The organism is Ponticoccus litoralis, from assembly GCF_039769985.1.
GTDB classification, from domain to species: Bacteria; Pseudomonadota; Alphaproteobacteria; order Rhodobacterales; family Rhodobacteraceae; genus Ponticoccus; species Ponticoccus litoralis.
This window is the reverse complement of the sequence record NZ_JBDNCH010000002.1, coordinates 2,653,039-2,672,384: the sequence shown is the minus strand read 5'-3', so window position 1 is coordinate 2,672,384 and position 19,346 is coordinate 2,653,039. Positions and strand designations below refer to the sequence as shown.

The 19,346-nt window shown below is 67.6% G+C and carries 12 protein-coding genes and 6 pseudogenes; 9 read left to right on the top strand and 9 right to left on the bottom strand.

The features are described from left to right. Positions 1 to 41 precede the first annotated feature (41 nt). Positions 42 to 527, bottom strand: a complete 486-nt coding sequence (locus ABFB10_RS14345) for a GNAT family N-acetyltransferase (RefSeq protein WP_347167018.1) — start codon at positions 525 to 527, stop codon at positions 42 to 44. Positions 528 to 602: 75 nt separating this feature from the next. Between ABFB10_RS14345 and ABFB10_RS14340 the strand changes: the two genes are divergently transcribed. Beyond that, complete coding sequence (locus ABFB10_RS14340; RefSeq protein ID WP_347167017.1) at positions 603 to 1,208, top strand: flavin reductase family protein; 606 nt, start codon at positions 603 to 605, stop codon at positions 1,206 to 1,208. Between the two features lie 338 nt (positions 1,209 to 1,546). Further along, entirely contained in the window at positions 1,547 to 2,209 is a 663-nt protein-coding gene (locus ABFB10_RS14335) for a CatB-related O-acetyltransferase (RefSeq protein WP_347167016.1), read from the top strand. A gap of 220 nt (positions 2,210 to 2,429) precedes the next feature. Here ABFB10_RS14335 and ABFB10_RS14330 read toward each other — a convergent pair. Beyond that, positions 2,430 to 4,069, bottom strand: a pseudogene (locus ABFB10_RS14330) (SulP family inorganic anion transporter). Positions 4,070 to 4,490: 421 nt separating this feature from the next. Further along, positions 4,491 to 5,318 carry a calcium/sodium antiporter gene (locus ABFB10_RS14325; protein ID WP_347167015.1) on the bottom strand — a complete coding sequence of 276 codons (828 nt, stop codon included), beginning with the start codon at positions 5,316 to 5,318 and terminating at the stop codon, positions 4,491 to 4,493. 220 nt (positions 5,319 to 5,538) lie between these two features. Between ABFB10_RS14325 and ABFB10_RS14320 the strand changes: the two are divergent. The 4 genes and pseudogenes from ABFB10_RS14320 (at position 5,539) to ABFB10_RS14305 (ending at position 8,416) form a co-directional block, all read left to right on the top strand. Then, positions 5,539 to 6,427 (top strand): annotated as a pseudogene (locus ABFB10_RS14320) (S-methyl-5'-thioadenosine phosphorylase). Between the two features lie 160 nt (positions 6,428 to 6,587). Continuing rightward, positions 6,588 to 7,193, top strand: a complete 606-nt coding sequence (locus ABFB10_RS14315; RefSeq protein WP_347167014.1) for a DUF2927 domain-containing protein — start codon at positions 6,588 to 6,590, stop codon at positions 7,191 to 7,193. Between the two features lie 4 nt (positions 7,194 to 7,197). Beyond that, a complete protein-coding gene (locus tag ABFB10_RS14310) occupies positions 7,198 to 7,818 on the top strand; it encodes a LysE family translocator (RefSeq protein WP_206563954.1) in 621 nt (206 codons plus the stop codon). 58 nt (positions 7,819 to 7,876) lie between these two features. Beyond that, on the top strand, positions 7,877 to 8,416 hold the full coding sequence (locus tag ABFB10_RS14305) for an adenine phosphoribosyltransferase (RefSeq protein ID WP_347167013.1): 540 nt from the start codon (positions 7,877 to 7,879) through the stop codon (positions 8,414 to 8,416). 425 nt (positions 8,417 to 8,841) lie between these two features. Here the strand turns inward: ABFB10_RS14305 and phaZ are convergent. Then, positions 8,842 to 10,106: pseudogene (gene phaZ / locus ABFB10_RS14300) on the bottom strand (polyhydroxyalkanoate depolymerase). Positions 10,107 to 10,236: 130 nt separating this feature from the next. On the opposite strand from phaZ, the pseudogene ABFB10_RS14295 reads away from it, so the two are divergent. The 3 genes and pseudogenes from ABFB10_RS14295 (at position 10,237) to ABFB10_RS14285 (ending at position 13,629) form a co-directional block, all read left to right on the top strand. Next, positions 10,237 to 12,040: pseudogene (locus ABFB10_RS14295) on the top strand (PHA/PHB synthase family protein). 131 nt (positions 12,041 to 12,171) lie between these two features. Next, positions 12,172 to 12,621 carry a phasin, PhaP gene (locus ABFB10_RS14290; protein ID WP_347167012.1) on the top strand — a complete coding sequence of 150 codons (450 nt, stop codon included), beginning with the start codon at positions 12,172 to 12,174 and terminating at the stop codon, positions 12,619 to 12,621. A 132-nt stretch (positions 12,622 to 12,753) separates the two neighbouring features. Beyond that, the gene (locus ABFB10_RS14285; protein WP_347167011.1) at positions 12,754 to 13,629 is read left to right on the top strand and encodes a glycosyltransferase family 2 protein; all 876 of its coding nucleotides are present in this window, start codon (positions 12,754 to 12,756) and stop codon (positions 13,627 to 13,629) included. A gap of 248 nt (positions 13,630 to 13,877) precedes the next feature. On the opposite strand, the pseudogene ABFB10_RS14280 reads toward ABFB10_RS14285, so the two are convergent. From ABFB10_RS14280 to topA, 5 genes and pseudogenes are all read right to left on the bottom strand, one after another. Further along, positions 13,878 to 14,502: pseudogene (locus ABFB10_RS14280) on the bottom strand (3-oxoacid CoA-transferase subunit B). Then, on the bottom strand, positions 14,502 to 15,206 hold the full coding sequence (locus ABFB10_RS14275) for a CoA transferase subunit A (RefSeq protein ID WP_347167010.1): 705 nt from the start codon (positions 15,204 to 15,206) through the stop codon (positions 14,502 to 14,504). The pseudogene ABFB10_RS14280 and the gene ABFB10_RS14275 overlap by 1 nt, the downstream one beginning before the upstream one ends. A gap of 92 nt (positions 15,207 to 15,298) precedes the next feature. Next, positions 15,299 to 15,814: a superoxide dismutase family protein gene (locus ABFB10_RS14270; protein ID WP_347167009.1), complete on the bottom strand. Its 516-nt coding sequence runs from the start codon at positions 15,812 to 15,814 to the stop codon at positions 15,299 to 15,301. Positions 15,815 to 15,900: 86 nt separating this feature from the next. After that, a pseudogene (locus tag ABFB10_RS14265) lies at positions 15,901 to 16,459 on the bottom strand (L,D-transpeptidase). A gap of 140 nt (positions 16,460 to 16,599) precedes the next feature. Further along, the gene (topA, locus tag ABFB10_RS14260) at positions 16,600 to 19,320 is read right to left on the bottom strand and encodes a type I DNA topoisomerase (RefSeq protein WP_347167008.1); all 2,721 of its coding nucleotides are present in this window, start codon (positions 19,318 to 19,320) and stop codon (positions 16,600 to 16,602) included. Positions 19,321 to 19,346 lie beyond the last annotated feature (26 nt).

Below are 19,346 nucleotides of genomic sequence, written 5' to 3'. Positions count from 1 at the left end.
GCCGGCCCTTCGCCGGGCGTCAGGCCCCCGTGCCACCCGGCTCAGGCCAGCCGCGTCACCGTGCCCCGGACGCCGTCCCATGCGCCATCGACCAGCGCCAGCCCCAGCACCCGGTCGGGGTTCGTCGGCGGCGGCATCTCGACCCCTTCCAGCCGTTCGAAACCGAAGCGGGCGTAGTAGGGCGCGTCGCCCACCAGCAGGATGCGCGCGTAGCCCTGTTCTGCGGCGCGGGCCACCGTGTCGCGCACCAGCGCACCGCCCAGCCCCTCGCCCTGCGCCGTCGGGTGCACGGCCACCGGCCCCAGAAGCAGCGCCTCGTGCAGCCCCACCATCACCGGCCAGCAGCGGATCGCCCCGCCGAGGTTGCCGTACTGGTCGCGCGCCACCCGGCACAGGCCCGCCACGGGCGGCACCTCGTCGCGCAGCCGATAGGACGACAACGCCGTGCGCCCCGGCGCAAAGCACAGATCGAACAGGGCTTCGACCTCCCACCAATCCTGCGGCATTTCCTGTGCAAGCGTGAACAAGCCGACCCCGTGCATTCCAAGCGCGAACCGCGTATCACGAGGCCGGACCCGACGCAAACCACGGAAAAGCCCGCGATGTTCTACCGCCCCGAAGACGGCCACGGCCTGCCGCACAATCCCTTCAACGCCATTGTCTCGCCGCGCCCCATCGGCTGGATCTCGACCCGTGGCGCCGATGGTCACGACAACCTCGCGCCCTACAGCTTCTTCAATGCGGTGGCCTATTTCCCGCCGCAGGTGATGTTTTCCTCGACCAGCGCCAAGCCCGACCGGGGCGATACCAAGGACAGCCTCGCGCAGATCCGCGAGACCGGGGTCTTCTGCGTGAACATCGTGGAATACGCCATGCGCGACGCGATGAACGTGACCTCGGGCCCCTGGGAAAAGGGCGCCGACGAATTCGAGCTCGCCGGGATTGAAAAGGCGCAGTGCCAGACCATCGACTGCCCGCGTGTCGCCGCGGCCCCCGCGAACCTCGAATGCAAGCTGACACAGGTTGTGCAACTGCCCGGAGCGGCCAACTTCGCCGTCTTCGGAGAGGTCACCGGCATCCACATGCGCGACGACTGCCTGAAAGACGGCATCTTCGACGTGCTCTCGTTCAACCCGCTCTCGCGCATGGGCTACCGCGATTACACCGTCGTGCGCGAGAAATTCGCGCTGAAGCGCCCCGGCGAATAAACGGCCCCGGGGCTGGCAGGCGGCAGGCGGGCACCGCCGCCCTGCGCGCGCCGGGTCACGGGTCCGGGGCATCCGCCCTGCGTCCCGGCGGGCAGCAGCAGCCTCCCCCATCGCCCCCCATCGCCCGGGCGCAGGACCCGGGGCCGGCAGGTGGGCGCCTTCGACCGCAGGCCGAACAGGACCACCCGGCAGCGCCTTGCCGCGCCTTGAACGCCCCACGCTGCCGGTGGCCAAACCGGCGCCAATCTGCTATGCACAGCCCCGCAACCGATGGAGAGCGCCGTGGACCAGCACCTTTGATCCCCTGACCTGATTTCAAGGATTCAAAGGAGGCCGCCGTGCCCGCACCCTTCGCCCTGCCCGATGCGTCGCTGACGCATCCCATCACCCTGCCCGACGGCACGCCCCATGCGGGCACCGTCTATCTGAAGAACGTCATCGACCACCCGCGCTTCAATGTCGGCGCCTACAGCTATGCCTCGGACTTCGACCCGCCCGCGCTTTGGGGCGGCGACTGGGCCGCGCGCCTCGCGCCCTATCTCTTCGCCTTCAGCCAGGAACATCTGCGGATCGGCAGGTTCTGCCAGATCGCCCACGGCGTGCGCTTCATCGGCTCGTCCGCGAACCACGCCATGGACGGGCTCACCACCTTTCCCTTCACGGTCTTCGATCCCGCCGCCATGACCGGCTACCAGCCCGACAGCCGCGACATGGTGATCGGCCACGACGTCTGGCTGGGCTATGGCGCCCTTGTCCTGCCCGGCGCGCGGATCGGCAACGGCGTGATCGTCGGGGCGGGTTCGGTGGTGCGCAGCACGGTACCGGACTACGCCGTGGTCACCGGAAACCCGGCCCGGGTGCTGCGCCTGCGCTACGCGCCGCAGGAAATCGAAACCCTCAACCGCCTGGCCTGGTGGCACTGGGAACCCGAGCGTATCGCCCGGGCCCGCCCGGCGCTGGAAGGCGGCGACCTGCGCGCCCTCGCCGCACTGGCGCCCTGAGCCCTGCAACAGGCGGTGGGAAGATTTTTCGAAAAATCTTCCCGCCCATCGGGCCGACCCGCCCTGCCGCGCCGAGGGCGCAGAGCCACCAAGGGCGTGCCCCTGCCGGATCGCAGCGCGGACCGCGCCCCGGCGCAGGCCCTGCAAAAGACAAAGGGCGGCCCGTTCACCGGACCGCCCGTTCCTGCCGGTTGCCCCGTCCGGCGCGCGCCGGACCGCGTCAGTGCCCGCCGAGGATGCCCGTGCGGACGTTATAATCCACCGCCAGCTGGTAATCCGGATCGTCGTCCGAGATCGACCATCAGGTGACCGGCCTTCGACAAGAGCCGGTGGCAATCCCGCGACAGGTGGCGCAGCTTGACCTGCTTTCCGGTACGCCTCGTATTTGCCCGCGATGGCCTCGATCGCCTGCAGGGCCGACTGATCCACCACCCGGCTGTCGGCAAAGTCGACGATCACCACATCCGGGTCGCCCTCGACGTCGAACAGCTCGGCAAAGCCATCGGTAGAGCCGAAGAACAGCGGCCCCTGGATCTCGTAGACCTTGGCCCCGGCATCGGTGACCGACTCGCGGGTCTTGGCGTGGATGCGTCGCGCGTTGTTCCAGGCATAGGCCAGCGCCGAGACGATGACGCCCACCACCACCGCGACGGCGAGGTCTTCCAGCACCGTCACAACGGTCACGAGGATGATCACGAAAGCATCCATCGCGGGCACTTTCGCGAGGATCTTCAACGAGTTCCACGCGAAGGTGCCAATCACCACCATGAACATCACGCCGACCAGCGCGGCCAGCGGGATCAGCTCGATCAGCGGCGCGGCAAACAGGATGAAGACCAGCAGGAAGAGCGCCGCCGCGATGCCCGCGATCCGCGTGCGCGCGCCGGATTTCACGTTGATCATCGACTGGCCGATCATCGCGCAGCCGCCCATGCCGCCGAAGAAGCCGGTCAGCAGGTTGGCCGCGCCCTGCGCGATGCATTCCTGGCTGGCGCCGCCGCGCTTGCCGGTGATCTCGCCGACGAGGTTCAGCGTCAGCAGCGACTCGATCAGGCCGATGGCAGCAAGGATCACCGCGTAGGGCAGGATGATTTCCAGCGTTTCCCAGTTCAGCGGCACCATGGGGATATGGAAGCTGGGCAGCCCGCCACGGATCGAGGCCATGTCACCCACGCGCGGCGTGTCCAGCCCCAGCCCGATCACGAGGATCGCGACGATGCCGATCCCGGCCAGCGGCGCCGGAACCACCTTGGACAGCTTGGGCATGCCCCAGATGATCAGCATGGTCAGCGCGGTCAGCCCCAGCATCAGAGCCAGCGGCGTGCCCGACAGCCATTCGCCGCCACCGACCCCGTGGCCCGAGGCCTCTGCGCTGCCGGGCACCTTGAACTGGCCCAGCTGCGCAAGGAAGATCACGATGGCCAGCCCGTTGACGAAGCCCAGCATCACCGGGTGCGGCACCAGCCGGATGAACTTGCCCCACTGCATGGCCCCCGCAAAGACCTGCAGGGCGCCCATCAGGACAACGGTCGCAAAGAGGTATTCGACGCCGTGTTCCGCCACCAGCGACACCATGACGACCGCCAGCGCCCCCGTCGCGCCCGAGATCATGCCGGGCCGTCCGCCGATCACGGCGGTCACGAGGCCCACGAGGAAGGCGGCGTAGAGGCCCACCAGCGGATGCACCCCCGCGACGAAGGCGAAGGCCACCGCCTCGGGCACCAGCGCCAGCGCGACGGTCAGGCCCGCCAGAAGCTCGATCCGGATCCGCGAGGGCGTCAGCTTGTCGCCTCCGGGAGAGATCGACAGATCCGGCATGGCAATGCGGTTGGCGAAACTCGCCAGAACGGTGTTCTTCATCAGGGGTCCTTTCGGTCGCGCGGCGGCCGGATAGCGCAAACGGCGCCGCTTCGCCACCACCTTGGCTGCACTGCAGCGCGGTTTGCGCGTTCTATAGCACCCTCTGCACGAAAATCACCCCCGGAAGCGCAGGTGTCCCTCGCCACCGGCCCATCTGTCCGCCCCCCGGATCGCCGGGCGCGGCGTCCACGGCCTCTGCCACCTCGGGTCAGCTTGCCGCCCGGCTCGACACTCTGACCGGAGCGGCGCCCTGACCCGCGCGGCCCCGGGGCATCGCGCGCGCCGTCCCCGGCCCTGCCGCCTCAGGTCAGCAGCCAGCCCATGTAGGCCGCGTATCCGCCCAGCATGACCGCGCCCTCGCGGCGGCCCAGCCGCCAGCCGGTGCGGGCGAAGACCACCAGAAGGACGGCGGCGGCGGACATCACCCAGATGTCGGCGCGGATGATCTCGGGCGGGACAGCCAGCGGCGAAACCGGGGCCGTGACCCCGGAATCCCGAGGATATTGAAGATGTTGCTGCCCAGAACGTTGCCAAGCGCCACCTCTCCCTGCCCCCGGCGCACCGCGATGACAGAGGTCACGAGTTCCGGCATCGAGGTGCCGATGGCGACGATGGTCAGGCCGATCACCGTCTCTGACAGGCCCACCGCCTGCGCGATCTGCACCGCGCCGGTGACCAGCGCCCGGGCGCCCAGGATGGTGACCACCAGCCCGACAACAGCCAGCGCCAGTGCCAGGCCAAGGCGCATGTCCGGCCCCGGGACCGCCTCTGCCTGCCCCGCGTAGACCGGGGCCGCCGCCGCGCTGCGGCGTTCGGACCAGAGGGTGAAGGCGAGGTAGCCCGCCAGCGCCAGAAGGAAGCCTGCGCCGGTGATGCGCGGGATCGCTCCGGCCGGGACGACCCAGAGGCAGAGCAGCGTGGCGAGAATCATCGCCACCCCGTCCCGGCGCAGGGCGGCGGGGTCGACGGCAATGGGCGCCAGCAGCACGGCGATGCCGAGGATCAGCAGCACGTTGCCGATATTGCTGCCCACCACATTGCCCATGGCGATGCCCGGGCTGCCCGAGAGCGCCGCCTGAAGGCTGGTCACCAGTTCCGGCGTCGAGGTTCCGAACCCCACCAGCGTCAGCCCGATCACCATGGGCGAGATGCCGAACCCCCTTGCCGCGCTGACCGCGCCGCGCACCAGCAACTCTCCTCCGATCACGAGGCCCGCAAGGCCCGCCACCACCAGTCCGACCGTCTGCATGACGGAATTCCTTCTCCATTGCCCGCGCGGGGCGCCTGCTGGCGCCGGGGTCGGGCCGCCGAGAGGTGGGAAGCCGCAGGCCCCGGCGCAATGCCGCGCAACCGGGGAATTTTGCCGCCCCTCCCCCGCCCTGTCCATCCTGGGCGCGCCTGTGCCAATCGCCGGTTGAAGGCGCGCGGCGCGCATGGCTAACTGCGCGCAAGATATCAGGGAGTTCCCCATGACAGAGACGATGATCGCCGTGATCGGCGGCTCGGGCATCTACGAGATCGACGGGCTGGAAAACGCCACATGGCAAAGGGTCGAAACGCCCTGGGGCGCGCCCCTCCGACCAGATTCTGACCGGCACGCTGGGGGACGTGAAGATGGCCTTCCTGCCCCGCCACGGGCGCGGCCACGTGCATTCGCCCACGACGGTGCCCTATCGCGCCAATATCGACGCGCTGAAGCGGCTGGGGGTGACGGACGTGATTTCCGTCTCGGCCTGCGGGTCGTTCCGCGAGGAATATGCGCCGGGCGATTTCGTCGTCGTCGACCAGTTCATCGACCGCACCGTCGCGCGCGAAAAGTCGTTCTTCGGGACCGGCTGCGTGGCCCATGTCTCGGTCGCGCATCCCACCTGCCCGCGACTGGGCGAGGCCTGTTTCGAGGCGGCGCGCGAGGCCGGGATCACCGTCCACCGGGGCGGCACCTACCTGGCGATGGAGGGGCCGCAGTTCTCGACGGTTGCCGAATCCAAGATGTACCGGGAAAGCTGGGGCTGCGACGTGATCGGCATGACCAACATGCCCGAGGCCAAGCTGGCCCGCGAGGCGGAGCTCTGCTACGCCTCGGTCGCCATGGTCACCGACTACGACAGCTGGCACCCCGATCACGGCACGGTGGATGTGACAGAGATCATCCGGGTGCTGAGCGGCAATGCCGACAAGGCGCGCGCCATGGTGCGGCTCTTGCCGGGGCTCACGGGCGCGGAGCGGGCGCCCTGCACGCACGGCTGCGACCGGGCGCTGGACTTCGCCATCATGACCGCGCCGGACAAGCGCGACCCGGCGCTGCTGGCGAAGCTGGACGCGGTCGCCGGGCGCGTGCTGGGCGGCCCGGGCGCCTGATGCAGGCCACGAAGGGGGCGCTGCCCCCGTCCCTGCGGGACTCCCCCGAGGTATTGTCGGGACCAAAGAAGCAGGGGGTGCGCGGCATCTGCGACGGGGGGTTCCGGCGGTCCTCTGCTCGGGCCTTGCCCTGCCGGTATGGGCGGCGGAGGATTTCGTCGTGACCGAGGGACTGCTGTCGGATGACGATTTCTACCGGCTGGTGGCCTGCGGCGCGGCGCCGGGCGGCGACTGCGCCAAGCCCTTGCTGCGCTGGACGACCGAACGCCCCCTGCGGGTGGCGCTGGAATACGTGGATCCGGCCTTCCTTGGCGGTCGGCAGGCGCGGGCGCGGGCGGCCATCGTGCGCGCGGTGCAATACATCAACCGGGCGGGTGCCGGGATCACCCTTGCAGAGGTGCCGCCGGGCAGCGAGGCCGATATCCGGGTCTATTTCGTGGATACCGATGGCGCGGGGCCGGTGAGCGGGACCGGCATCGAGGGGGTCGACGGGGCCGTCGTCACCGGCGCACGGGTCACCGTCTGGTCTCGGCGCGACACCCGCACGATCCGCAAGGCGCAGGTGGTCTTCGGCACGCGGCTGCACATCAGCCACTACGAATCCGCGATGATCGAGGAATTGACGCAGGCGCTTGGCCTGTTGACCGATATCCGCAATCCCGCCTACGAAGGCGTGTCGATCTTTTCGCAGGACAGCAATGCGTCCAAGGACCTCGGTCCGCAGGACCTGATGGCCCTGCGCCGCCATTATCCCCCCAAGGAGTGATTTCATGGACCTGCACCTTTGGCTGACCTTCGTCGCCGCCTCGACCGCCTTGCTGCTGATCCCCGGACCCACCGTTCTGATGGTGCTGTCCTACGCCCTGTCCAAGGGCCGGTCGGTGGCCGTGGCATCCGCCGCCGGGGTGGCGCTGGGGGATTTCGTGGCGATGACGCTGTCGCTGGCCGGGCTGGGGACGCTGGTGGCGACCTCGGCGGCGCTGTTCACGGCGCTGAAATGGGTCGGCGCGGTCTACCTGATCTACCTCGGCGTGAAACTGATCCGCTCGGCCCCGCGCGAGGGGCTGGCGCTGCCCCGGGCCGAGATCGGCGCGGGCGGGGTGTTCCGCCATGCCGCCACGGTGACGGCGCTGAACCCCAAGAGCATCGCCTTCTTCATCGCCTTCGTGCCGCAGTTCGTCCGGCCCGAGGCGCCCCTGCTGCCGCAGTTCGCCATCCTGATCGGGACATTCGTCGCGTTGGGCGCCCTGAACGCGCTGGCCTATGCGCTGGCCGCGGACCGGCTGCGGGGCATGATCCGGCGGCCCGCCGTGCTGGGCTGGATCACCCGGGCGGGCGGGGCCTGCCTGATCGGCATGGGCGTCCTGACCGCCACCCTGCGCCGCGCCTGAGCCTTGCCAAGGTGCAGGGCGGCAGGCTACCGCATGGGAAAAACGAGGGGGACCGGCCATGCCAGAGCCGAAGGACGTCAAGGATTACATCCGCACCATCGTGGATTTCCCGCATGAGGGCATCCTGTTCCGGGATGTCACCACGCTGTTCGCCGATCCGCGCGGGTTCCGGCTGGCCATCGACCAGCTGCTGAACCCCTATGCGGGCCTGCGCTTCGACAAGGTCGTGGGGCTGGAGGCGCGCGGCTTCATCCTTGGCGGCGCAGTGGCGCACCAGCTGTCGGCGGGCTTCGTGCCGATCCGCAAGAAGGGCAAGCTGCCCGGGGCCGTGATCTCGGAGGAATACACGCTGGAATACGGCGAGGCGGTGGTCGAGGTGCATGACGACGCCATCGCCCCCGGCGAGCGCATCCTGCTGGTCGACGACCTGCTGGCCACCGGCGGCACCGCGGAGGCGGGCATCCGGCTGGTGGAACGGCTGGGCGGCGAGATCATCGGCTGCGCCTTCATCGTCGATCTGCCGGAGCTTGGCGGACGGGCCGGGCTGGAGGCCATGGGCATGGAGGTCCATGCGCTCTGCGCCTACGCGGGGCTGTAGCGGGCGTCACAGGGGGCCCTGCCCCCGTCCCTGCGGGACTCCCGGGATGTTTTCGGACAGAAGAAGCATGGGCGGCGCGCCTGCGGCGGGATGGGCGCGGGCCGGCCTTGACGAGGGTTGCGGTGGCCCGGGGGGGCGGCCTCGGGCGGCGTGGCGGGGTCTTGCCCTTGGTGGAGGGGTGGCTGGGGGCCCTGCCCCCGTCCCTGTCGGACTCCCCGGGATATTTTCGGACAGGAGAAGCATGGGCGGCGCGCCTGCGGTGGGGCCGCCGCGGGCGCGCCTTGACGAGGGTTGCGGTGGCCCGGGGAGCGCGACCGGGCCTTGCCCGTGCCTGCGCGTCTTCCGCCGAGGATCTTGGGCAGCTGATGGCGCGCGGGGGCGGGACGGACCGGCGGGGCGGCGCGGGCGAGCGCCGCCGTCAGGGCTCAGGCGACGTTGGCCGCGACCGCCCTGGGCTTGGCTGCATTGGCGTCGATGAAGTCCAGCACCAGCGGGCGGATGTTGTTGCGCCAGCTCTTGCCCGCGAAGATGCCGTAATGCCCGGCGCCCGGCTCGAGATGCGCGGCCTTCTTTTCGGGCGGCAGGCCGGTGCAGAGGTCCAGCGCCGCGACGCATTGACCGGGGGCTGAGATGTCGTCGTTGGCGCCCTCGACCGTCTTGACCGCGACCCGGGTGATCTTACCGATATCGACCCTGTGGCCCGCCACCACGAATTCGTTCTTGGCGATCTCGCAGTTCTTGAAGATCCGCTCGACCGTCGAGAGGTAGAACTCGACCGGCATGTCCATCACCGCGAGATATTCGTCGTAGAAGCGGTTGTGGGCGTCGTAATCCGAGGCCTCGCCCCGCGCCACGCGGTCGATCTGGTCGCGGAAGGCCTTGCCGTGGCGGTCGGCGTTCATGCTCATGAAGGAGGAGAGCTGCAGGAGGCCCGGGTAGACCAGACGGCTACGACGCCCTTGTACTTGAAGCCGACGCGCTGGACCATGGTCTCTTCGAGCTGGCCCATGGTGACGCGGTTGCCGAAGTCGGTGACATCGGTCGGCGTCGCGTCGGGATCGATCGGGCCGCCGATCAGGGTCAGCGTGCGGGGCTGCGCATCCGGGTCGAGTTCAGCCGGGTAGGCGGTTGCGGCCAGCGTCAGCGGCGCCGGCTGGCAGACCGCGACGACATTGGTCTCGGGCCCCATGAAGCGCATGAAGTCCATCAGGTAGAGCGTGTAATCCTCGACATCGAACTTGCCGGCGGAGACCGGGATGTCGCGGGCATTGTGCCAGTCGGTGACATAGACCTCGCAGTTGACGATCAGAGACTTGACCGTCGACCGCAGCAGCGTCGCGTAATGGCCGGACATGGGCGCCACCAGCAGGATCTTGCGGGCCTGTTCCTTGCGGTACGGTCACGTCGAAGTGGATCAGGTTGCCGAAGGGCTTTTCCACCACGGTCTTGATCTCGACGAGATGGTCCTTTCCATCCTCGCAGGTGAAGGCGTGGATGTCCCAGTCGGGCTTGACCACCATGCGTTCGAAGGTGCGTTCCGTCACCTCGCCCAGGCCGCCATCCAGGTCAGCGCCGGGTTCGGGATCGCCGCAAGCGCGGGGTAGGACGCCATCGTCCGGGCCGTCGCCCCCAACCACTGGTTGGTGTTGCGGATCGTTTCCATCAGGTCGTACGTCGCCATATAGCGCATGAGAGCCACTCCCGGGGTTGCAGGCCCTCCATGCGTTGCCCGCAAGGGGATACCCGAGCCAATTCGCCGCTTTGCTCCCCCTGCCCGCGACGGTATTCTGCACCTGCGACATTAGGGGGGAAATTTTCAGATGACAATAAACGAGGTTGACGCAGGCGAGAAACAGACCCGGCTGGAGGCGAACCTCGCCCGCGTCGAAGCGCTTTCCCAGCGGCTGGTGGCCGCCCTGACAAAACGTCACCCGACCCCCGTCGCGCTGAACGGCCCCGATGCCTCGCTCTATACCAAGGCGGCACAGTCCTACTGGCAGGAATGGGTCAACAACCCCGCCAAGCTGATCGAGCAGCAGGTCAGCTACTGGGGCAAGACCGTCACCCATTTCGTCGAGGCGCAGCAGGCGCTGGCGCAGGGCAAGCTACAGGCGCCCCCGAATCCCGGCCCCACCGACAAGCGCTTCAGGAACCCGGCACTGGGACACCCATCCCCGGTTCAACTACGTCAAGCAGCAGTACCTGATCAACGCCGAGAGCATTCACAACGCCATCGAGGCGCTGGACGAGATGGATGCCAAGGAAAAGCGCCGCCTGCGCTACTTCTCGCAGCAGATCGTCGACATGCTGGCGCCGACCAATTTCCTTGCCACCAACCCCGACGCGCTGTTGAAGGCGGTCGAGACCGAGGGCGAAAGCCTTGTGCGCGGGCTGGAAAACCTCGTCAGCGACCTAGAGGCCAACAATGGCGAGCTGATCGTGCGGCTGGTGGACGAAAGCGCCTTCGAGGTCGGCGAGAACATCGCCACCGCGAAAGGCGAGGTCGTCTACCGCAACCGGATGTTGGAGATCATCCAGTACAGCCCCACGACCGAGCAGGTCCACGAGGTGCCGATTGTCCTGTTTCCGCCCTGGATCAACAAGTTCTACATCCTCGACCTGAAGCCGCAGAACAGCCTGATCCGCTGGGTCGTGGATCAGGGCTATACCCTTTTTGTCGTCAGCTGGATCAACCCCGATCCGACCTATCGCGACGTGGGGCTGGAAACCTATGTCGAAGAGGGCTTTCTGAAGACCATCGCGGTCGCCAAGGAGATCTGCGGCGTCGAGAAGGTCAACGCGGTGGGCTATTGCATCGCCGGGACCACGCTTGCCGTGACGCTGGCGCTGATGAAGAAGCGCGGCGATGCCTCCGTGCGCTCGGCCACCTTCTTCACCGCGCTCACGGATTTCAGCGATCAGGGCGAGTTCACCCCCTTCCTGCAGGACGATTTCGCCGATGCCATCGAAGAGGAGATCGAGCAGAAAGGCGTGCTGCCCTCCTTCATCATGGCGCGGACCTTTTCCTTCCTGCGCTCCAACGACCTGATCTACGGCCCGGCGATCCGCAGCTACATGATGGGAGAGACGCCGCCCGCCTTCGACCTGCTGTACTGGAACGGCGACGGGGCGAACCTGCCGGGGCGGATGTTCCGCCAGTACCTGCGCGGGCTGTGCCAGCGCAACGAGTTCGCCGAGGGCCGGTTCGACTTCATGGGCGAGACCCTGTCGGTCAAGGACGTCGAGGTGCCGCTGATGTCGATCGCCACCGAAAGCGACCACATCGCGCGGGCGGCGGATGTCTACCGGGGCGTGCAGATGATGGGCGCGAAACAGAAGCAGTTCGTGCTGGGCCAGTCCGGCCATATCGCGGGCATCGTCAACCCGCCGGGGCGGGACAAGTACGGCCATTACATCAACACCGACCTGCAGGCCGGTTTCGAGGACTGGAAAGCCGGTGCCGAACAGCACGCCGGATCCTGGTGGCCGCATTGGGAGGCCTGGCTGCGCCGGCGGTCCGGCAAGAAGGTTCCTGCCCGGACACCGGGTGATTCGGGCTATGAACCGTTGGCCCCTGCCCCCGGAACTTACGTTAGGGCAAAGGCCGCCAAGCAAATTCAGTAGCTTGCGCGATTGATGCTGCACCGCAGAAAAATTCTTGAAATGCCGCAATGCAGCATCCATATTCGTGTCAGCCGATCACGAACCGGGGTGGGCCCGGGCCGGCGAACACGAGATATGAAGGACCAGTAGCAATGGCACAGACCCAAGACTTCACCGCGATGCTGAAAGATGTCATGGGCGCGTTCCCCGTGGACACCAAGGCCATGGAAGATGCGTTCAAGACCACCGCAACGATGAACGAGAAGCTGACCGCAGTGGCTCTGGAAGCCGCCGGCAAGTCGACCGAGCTGTCCGCCGCATGGACCAAGGACACGCTGTCCAAGCTGTCCGAAATGTCGAAAGCCAAGGCAGAGCCGGCAGACTACGCCAAGGCGATGACCGATTTCGCTTCGGCCCAGGCCGAAACCGCCGCTGAGCACATGGCCGCCTTCGCCGAGATCGCGAAGAAGGTCCAGATGGACACCGTCGAACTGATGATGGCCGCTGGCAAGGACTTCTCGGAAGATGCGACCGCAGCCGTGAAAAAGGCGACCGACGACATGACCGCGACCGCCAAGAAGGCAACTGCCGCGGCCAAGTGATCTGCCTTTCACGGTAGAGACGGACTTTGCGCCCTCTCCTCCCAACAGGCGCAAAATCCCGGGGGGCGGGTTCTTCGGAACCCGTCCCTTTTTTGTTGTTGAAGAGGCGCGCGACCCGGCCATAGTGGCGGCATGAAGGTTGCCGCCCTGACCATGGTCTACCGCGATTACTGGGCCCTCGCCCACTGGTACGCGCATCACGCGGCGCAGCTGGGCGCCGAAAGCCTCTACGTGGTGGCCCATGGCCCCGACCCCCGCATTGCCCGGATCTGCCCCGGCGCCTCGGTCATCACCGTGCCGCGCGACGACCTGCAGGCCTTCGACCGGCGGCGCGGCGAGATGCTGAACGCCTTTCAGGCGGGCCTGCACCGGATGTACGACTGGGTGATCCGCACCGATGCCGACGAGCTGCTGCTGTGGGATCCTGCGCGATACGGCGGCCTGAAAGAGGCCCTGGCGGCGCAGGAGACCGCGCCGGTGGTGACGGCGCTCGGTTTCGACCTGGTGGCGCAGGACGGCGACCCCGGCAGCGGCAGGCTGTTCGCGCGGCGGCGCAACCTGTGTTTCTCGGGCCATTATTCAAAGGCGGTGGCGGCGCGGCGCCCGGTGGGCTTTGTCCTGCATGGCACGCAGGTCGCGGCGCGACGGCTGGACGGCTTCCCCTTCACCATGCCGCGCGGGCTTTACCTTGCGCATCTGAAATACGCCGACCCCGAGGCCCTGAGCCGGGCCGTCGCGGTGCGCATGGCGGTGGCGGGCGGATCGGAGGGCGGCTTGCCCGGCGCAGGCTGGCGGGCGGCGGATGCGGATGCGGCGCGCTTCCTGTCGGACTTCGCCGAAAAGCCTGTGAAACCCTGGGAAAAGGCCGAGACCCGGGCCCGGGAGGCCCTGAGCGTCAAACCCGCGCGGCTGGAGAAATACGCGGTCGTGAAGACCCGGGCGCTGAAGTTCCCGCACCGCACCGTTCTGCCGGAGCGCTTCGCCGGGCTCTGTCCGCTGGTGGCGTGATCCGGCGGGGCGCGCCTGCGGCGCGCGCGCGATGCCTCGTCCCGGCGCCTGCGGCTTGGTCCTCGGGGTGGCGCGGGGTCGCACGGCCCGGGTCTTTGGCGGGGTTGCTGCCCGTCGCCGCGGCGGATGCCTCCGGCGGGGATATTTGGGGACAGAAGAAGAGCGGGGGGCCAGAAGACCGGAGCCTCGGCTCTGGGGCCTTCTGGGGATGCGCGCGACCGGAGCGGGGCCGGACGCGCGCGCAGGGGTCAGATGATGGTCGCCTCGGTGGCGGCGCGGATCTCGTCCTCGGTCACGCCCTCGGCGCATTCGACGATCTTCAATCCGCCCTCGACCACGTCGAGCACACCGAGGTTGGTGATGATGCGATCGACCACGCCCTTGCCGGTCAGCGGCAGGGTGCATTCCTTCAGGAGCTTGGATCTCGCCGGCCTTGTTCTGGTGGTCCATGACCACCACGACCTTTTCGACGCCGGCCACAAGGTCCATGGCGCCGCCCATGCCCTTGACCAGCTTGCCCGGGATCATCCAGTTCGCGAGGTCGCCGTTCTCGGCCACTTCCATGGCGCCGAGGATCGCCGCGGCGATCTTGCCGCCGCGGATCATGCCGAAGGACATGGCGCTGTCGAAGTAGCTGGTGCGGTTCAGCTCGGTGATGGTCTGCTTGCCCGCGTTGATCAGGTCGGGGTCTTCCTCACCCTCGTAGGGGAAGGGGCCCATGCCCAGCATGCCGTTTTCCGACTGCAGCGTGATGTCCTTGTCGCCAACGTAGTTGGCCACCAGCGTCGGGATGCCGATGCCGAGGTTCACATACATGCCGTCTTCGAGTTCTTCCGCCGCGCGCGCGGCCATCTGGTTGCGATCCCAAGGCATTACGCTTCCTCCCGCTTGCGCGTCGTGCGCTGTTCGATCCGTTTCTCGTGCTGCCCCTGGATGATCCGGTGCACGTAGATGCCCGGCAGGTGGATGTGGTCGGGATCCAGCGCGCCGCGTTCGACGATCTCCTCGACCTCAACCACGCAGATCTTGCCGCACATGGCGGCCGGCGGGTTGAAGTTGCGGGCGGTCTTGCGGAACACGAGGTTGCCGGTGTCGTCGGCCTTCCAGGCCTTGACGATGGAGAGGTCGGCAAAGATCCCCTCTTCGAGGATGTAGTGTTCCCCGTTGAAGACCTTGACCTCTTTGCCCTCGCCGATCTGGGTGCCGTAGCCGGTCTTGGTGTAGAAGCCCGGGATGCCGCAGCCGCCGGCGCGCATGCGTTCGGCCAGCGTGCCCTGCGGGTTGAATTCCAGCTCGAGCTCGCCGCCGAGGTACTGGCGCATGAACTCCTTGTTCTCACCCACGTAGGAGGACATCATCTTCTTGATCTGGCGCGTATCCAGCAGCTTGCCGAGGCCGAAGCCGTCGACGCCGGCATTGTTGGACGCGACCGTCAGATCCTTGACGCCGCTCTCGACGATGGCATCGATCAGCAGTTCCGGAATGCCGCAGAGGCCGAAGCCCCCCGCGGCAATCAGCATGCCGTCGTGCAGAAGTCCGTCCAGCGCTTCTGACGCCGAACCGTAGACCTTTTTCATGGGAGCTCCCCTCTTTCTTGACTGCCGGATATGTCGCCGCTCTGCAGCGAAGAGTCAACGCGGGCGGCGGGGTACACCGCCCGCGTCGCGGGTCAGGCCGCGCCCTCGATCACGCCACAGGCGACACGCCCCCCGGCCCCGCCGATGGGCTGGCTGAGGTGGTCATCGGCGCTTTCGTGGATGATGAAGCTGCTGCCGTCGGCATCCAGCAACCCTTCGACGGTAACCATGGTGGTATAGGCCTCCATCTCGCCGGTGCCGTCCTCGGCCACGAAGAGGTTGGGCAGATCGCCCGGTTCCGGCCCGTCCATGTTCAGCAGCCCGTGGCCGCCGTCTTCCTTGCCGACATGCCCGGTGGCCGAATCGAAGCCGCCCTCGTGTTTGCACTCGCCGACCGCATGCAGGTGCAGCCCGTGTGCGCCGGGGGTCAGCCCCTCGACCCGCAGGTGGATCAGGACGCCCGCCGGGCCCCGGGTCAGACTGGCCTCGCCAAGCGCTTCGCCGTCGGCGCCGACAAGCGCGGCCTGTGCGGTGGGTGCGGCCTTGTCCTGTGCGAGGGCGCCGGTGGCCAGCAGGGCGGCGGCGGCGGTCAGAATGATACGATTCATGGGATCTCCTCTCTGGCCCGGGGTGCCCGGGCGCGCTGAGGGATCAACGCGCCCGGACGGCATCCGTTGCAGAGGGTCCCGCAAGGTCAGATCAGGCGGACCTGCGTGCCGATCGGCGTGATCTCGTAAAGCTCGGCGACCTTCTCATTGTAGAGGCCGATGCAGCCATCCGACGAGGGGCGCCCGATCTTGCGGGTGTCGTGGGTGCCGTGGATCAGGTAGGCGGGCCAGTCGAAATACAGGGCATGGGTGCCCAGCGGGTTGTCGGGGGCGCCGCCCGCCACCGGGCGCCAGTCGGGGAAGCGTTCCATCTGGCTGGCGGTGGGGGTCCGAGGAGGGGCCGACCTTCTTGCGCACGATCTTGGTGTAGCCGCGCTTGGTCAGTTCCTCGGACTTCGGCACCGAGGTCGGGTAGATGCGGTAATCCTCGCCATCCGCGGCCCAGTAGTGCAGCGCGCGGCTGGTGGTATCGCAAACGATCGCCCCCTTGCCCAGCGTGTCGAAATGGTCGCGCCAGTCCTGCGCCAGGAAGGACGAGGTATTGCGCCGCACGGGCGCGTCCTGCGCGCGGGCAGTGGCAGGCACGATCAGCGCGGCAGAGCCTGCGACCAGCAGGCCGCGGCGGGTAAGCCCCTTGTAGGACATTGGATTTCCTTTCCAGTCAGCGTGTTTGAGCGGAAGATGGATGCGGTCTGCATCAATTGGAAATCACACATCCTTGATCGTGAATATCAGTGCCGGAAAGCCACAGGCGGGGGGGCTGTCGGCCCCCGCCTGTCGACTGATCACTCGGCCTTCTTGGCCGCCGGTTTCCTGGCCGCCGTCTTCTTCGCCGCCGGTTTCTTGGCGGCGGGTTTCTTGGCTGCCGCCTTCTTCGGCGCGGCCTTCTTCTTGCCGCCCTTCGAGGCCTTGGCCGCGATCAGCTCCAGCGCCTGCGCCATGGTCAGGTCGGCGGGTTCCACGTCCTTGGGCAGGGTCGCGTTGACCTTCTCCCACTTGACGTAGGGCCCAAAGCGCCCCTCCATCACGGCAATCTTGCCGCCGTCCGGGTGGTCGCCCATCTCGCGCAGCGCCTTGGCCGCCTGCCGCCCGCGCCCGGGGTTCGCGCGCTTCTCGGCCAAGAGTTCGACCGCGTGGTTCATGCCGATCTCGAAGACATCCTCGAAGTTCTTCAGGTTGACGTAGACCGGCTTCGGCTCGTCCGGCATCTGGTGCATGATATACGGCCCGAAGCGTCCGAGGTTCGAGACGATCTCGCCGCCGTCCGGGTGCATCCCGATGGGGCGCGGCAGGGTCAGCAGCGTCAGCGCCTTCTCCAGCGTCATATCCGCCGGATCCCAGCCGGGCAGATAGGCGCCGCCCTTCTTGGGCAGGCTCGCACGCGGCGGCTTCTTGTTCTCGGGCGTGGGTTCGCCGCGCTGGACGTAAGGCCCGAAGCGCCCGGCCTTCAGCCAGATCTCGTCGCCCGCATCCTCGCCCAGCAGCTTTTCCTCGCCGTCCGCGCCCTCACCCGCGATGGGGCGGGTATAGGTGCATTCGGGGTAGTTGCCGCAGCCGACGAAACCGCCGGTGCGCGAGGTCTTCAGGTGCAGACGCCCCTGCCCGCACTTGGGGCAGATGCGCGGATCGGAGCCATCGTCGCGCGGCGGGTAAAGCTGCGGCGCAAGCGCATCGTCCAGCACGTCCAGCACCTCGGCAATGCGCAGGTCGGAGGTCTCGGCGATGGCGGCAGAGAAATCGCGCCAGAACTTCGCCAGCAGGTCCTTGTAGTCGAAGGCCCCGGCGGACACCTGATCCAGCTCGTCCTCCAGCCCGGCGGTGAAATCGTATTCCACGTAGCGCTTGAAGAAGTTGAGCAGGAAGATCGTGACGATGCGGCCCTTGTCCTCGGGGAACAGTCGGTTCTGTTCCTTGCGGACGTATTCGCGGTCCTGGATCGTCGTGATCACAGAGGCATAGGTCGAGGGACGCCCGATGCCCAGCTCTTCCATGCGCTTGACCAGCGTCGCCTCGGTGTAGCGCGGCGGCGGCTGGGTGAAGCTTTGCAGGGCCAGCGTCGCGCCGTCGCCGGAGAGAACGGCACCGGGGTGGCGTTGCATCCCCTGCCCGCTGTCGACCACGTCGTCGGTCTTTTCCGCCGCCTTGTCGAAGTTTTCCTGCAGCGCGCCCTTGGCGAAACCGGCGGGTTCGCCCTGCATGATCTGCGGCAGGCGCTTGTCGTCATCCTCGACCGGCTCGTCGCGGCCTTCCTCGTAAACCCGCAGGAAGCCGTCGAACAGAACCACCTGACCGGTCGCGCGCAGGCCGACCTGCCGGTCCTCGCTGGCGATCTCGACCGTGGTGCGCTCCAGCCGCGCCGCCTCCATCTGGCAAGCCAGCGTGCGCTTCCAGATCAGGTCATACAGCCTGCGCTGGTCGGCGTCCTTCAGCTTCAGCGCCTCGGCGTCCTTGGTCATGTCGGTCGGACGGATACACTCGTGCGCCTCTTGCGCGTTCTTCGCCTTGTTCTTGTAGATGCGCGGGCTGCCGGGGACGTATTTCTCGCCGAAGCGGTCCTTGATCGCCTCTCGCGCCTGCGCCACGGCCTCGGGCGCCATGTCGATGCCGTCGGTCCGCATGTAGGTGATGTGCCCGGCCTCATAAAGCCGCTGCGCCGTCGACATGCAGACCTTGGCGCCCATGCCGAACTTGCGGCTGGCCTCCTGCTGCAGGGTCGAGGTCATGAAGGGGGCCGAGGGGTTGCGCGAGGCGGGCTTGGCCTCGACGCCGGTCACCGTCAGCGCGCGTTTCGCCACGGCATCGACGGCCATCTCGGCCTGCGTGGCATCGGCAAGGTCGAAGCGGTCCAGCTTGGACCCCTTGTAGGACACCAGCCGCGCCTCGTAATTCTGGCCGCGCGGCGTCGTCAGCTGCGCGCGCACCTGCCAGTATTCGCGCGGCTTGAAGGCCTCGATCTCCATCTCGCGCTCGACGATCAGCCGCAGGCAGACCGACTGCACCCGACCGGCAGAGCGCGCGCCCGGCAGCTTGCGCCACAGCACCGGGGACAGGTTGAAACCCACCAGGTAATCCAGCGCGCGGCGTGCCAGATAGGCCTCGACCAGCGGCGCGTCGATGTCGCGCGGGTTGGCCATGGCCTCGGTCACGGCGGCCTTGGTGATGGCGTTGAAGGTGACGCGCTTGACGTCCGTGGTCTTCTTGATCGACCGGCGCTTGGTCAGCGCCTCCTTCAGGTGCCAAGAGATCGCCTCGCCCTCGCGGTCGGGGTCGGTCGCGAGGATCAATGCGTCGTCGGTCTTCAGCGCCTCGGCAATGGCGGCGACGTGCTTGCGGGAATCGTTGGCGATCTCCCGGGTCATCTCGAAATCATGCTCGGGATCGACCGACCCGTTCTTCGCCGGCAGGTCGCGGACATGCCCGTAGGACGCGAGAACCGTGTAATCGGAACCGAGATACTTGTTGATGGTCTTGGCCTTGGCCGGAGATTCGACAACGACGACGGGCATCGGGTACTGCTCCCTTTATCTCTTGG

Excerpts from the sequence above, each read along its gene's own strand:
- ABFB10_RS14340 (WP_347167017.1), top strand. The coding sequence starts at position 603 with ATGTTCTACCGCCCCGAAGACGGCCACGGCCTGCCGCACAATCCCTTC.
- ABFB10_RS14325 (WP_347167015.1), bottom strand. The coding sequence starts at position 5,318 with ATGCAGACGGTCGGACTGGTGGTGGCGGGCCTTGCGGGCCTCGTGATC.
- ABFB10_RS14310 (WP_206563954.1), top strand. The coding sequence starts at position 7,198 with ATGGACCTGCACCTTTGGCTGACCTTCGTCGCCGCCTCGACCGCCTTG.
- ABFB10_RS14305 (WP_347167013.1), top strand. The coding sequence starts at position 7,877 with ATGCCAGAGCCGAAGGACGTCAAGGATTACATCCGCACCATCGTGGAT.
- ABFB10_RS14290 (WP_347167012.1), top strand. The coding sequence starts at position 12,172 with ATGGCACAGACCCAAGACTTCACCGCGATGCTGAAAGATGTCATGGGC.
- ABFB10_RS14285 (WP_347167011.1), top strand. The coding sequence starts at position 12,754 with ATGAAGGTTGCCGCCCTGACCATGGTCTACCGCGATTACTGGGCCCTC.
- ABFB10_RS14275 (WP_347167010.1), bottom strand. The coding sequence starts at position 15,206 with ATGAAAAAGGTCTACGGTTCGGCGTCAGAAGCGCTGGACGGACTTCTG.
- ABFB10_RS14270 (WP_347167009.1), bottom strand. The coding sequence starts at position 15,814 with ATGAATCGTATCATTCTGACCGCCGCCGCCGCCCTGCTGGCCACCGGC.
- topA (WP_347167008.1), bottom strand. The coding sequence starts at position 19,320 with ATGCCCGTCGTCGTTGTCGAATCTCCGGCCAAGGCCAAGACCATCAAC.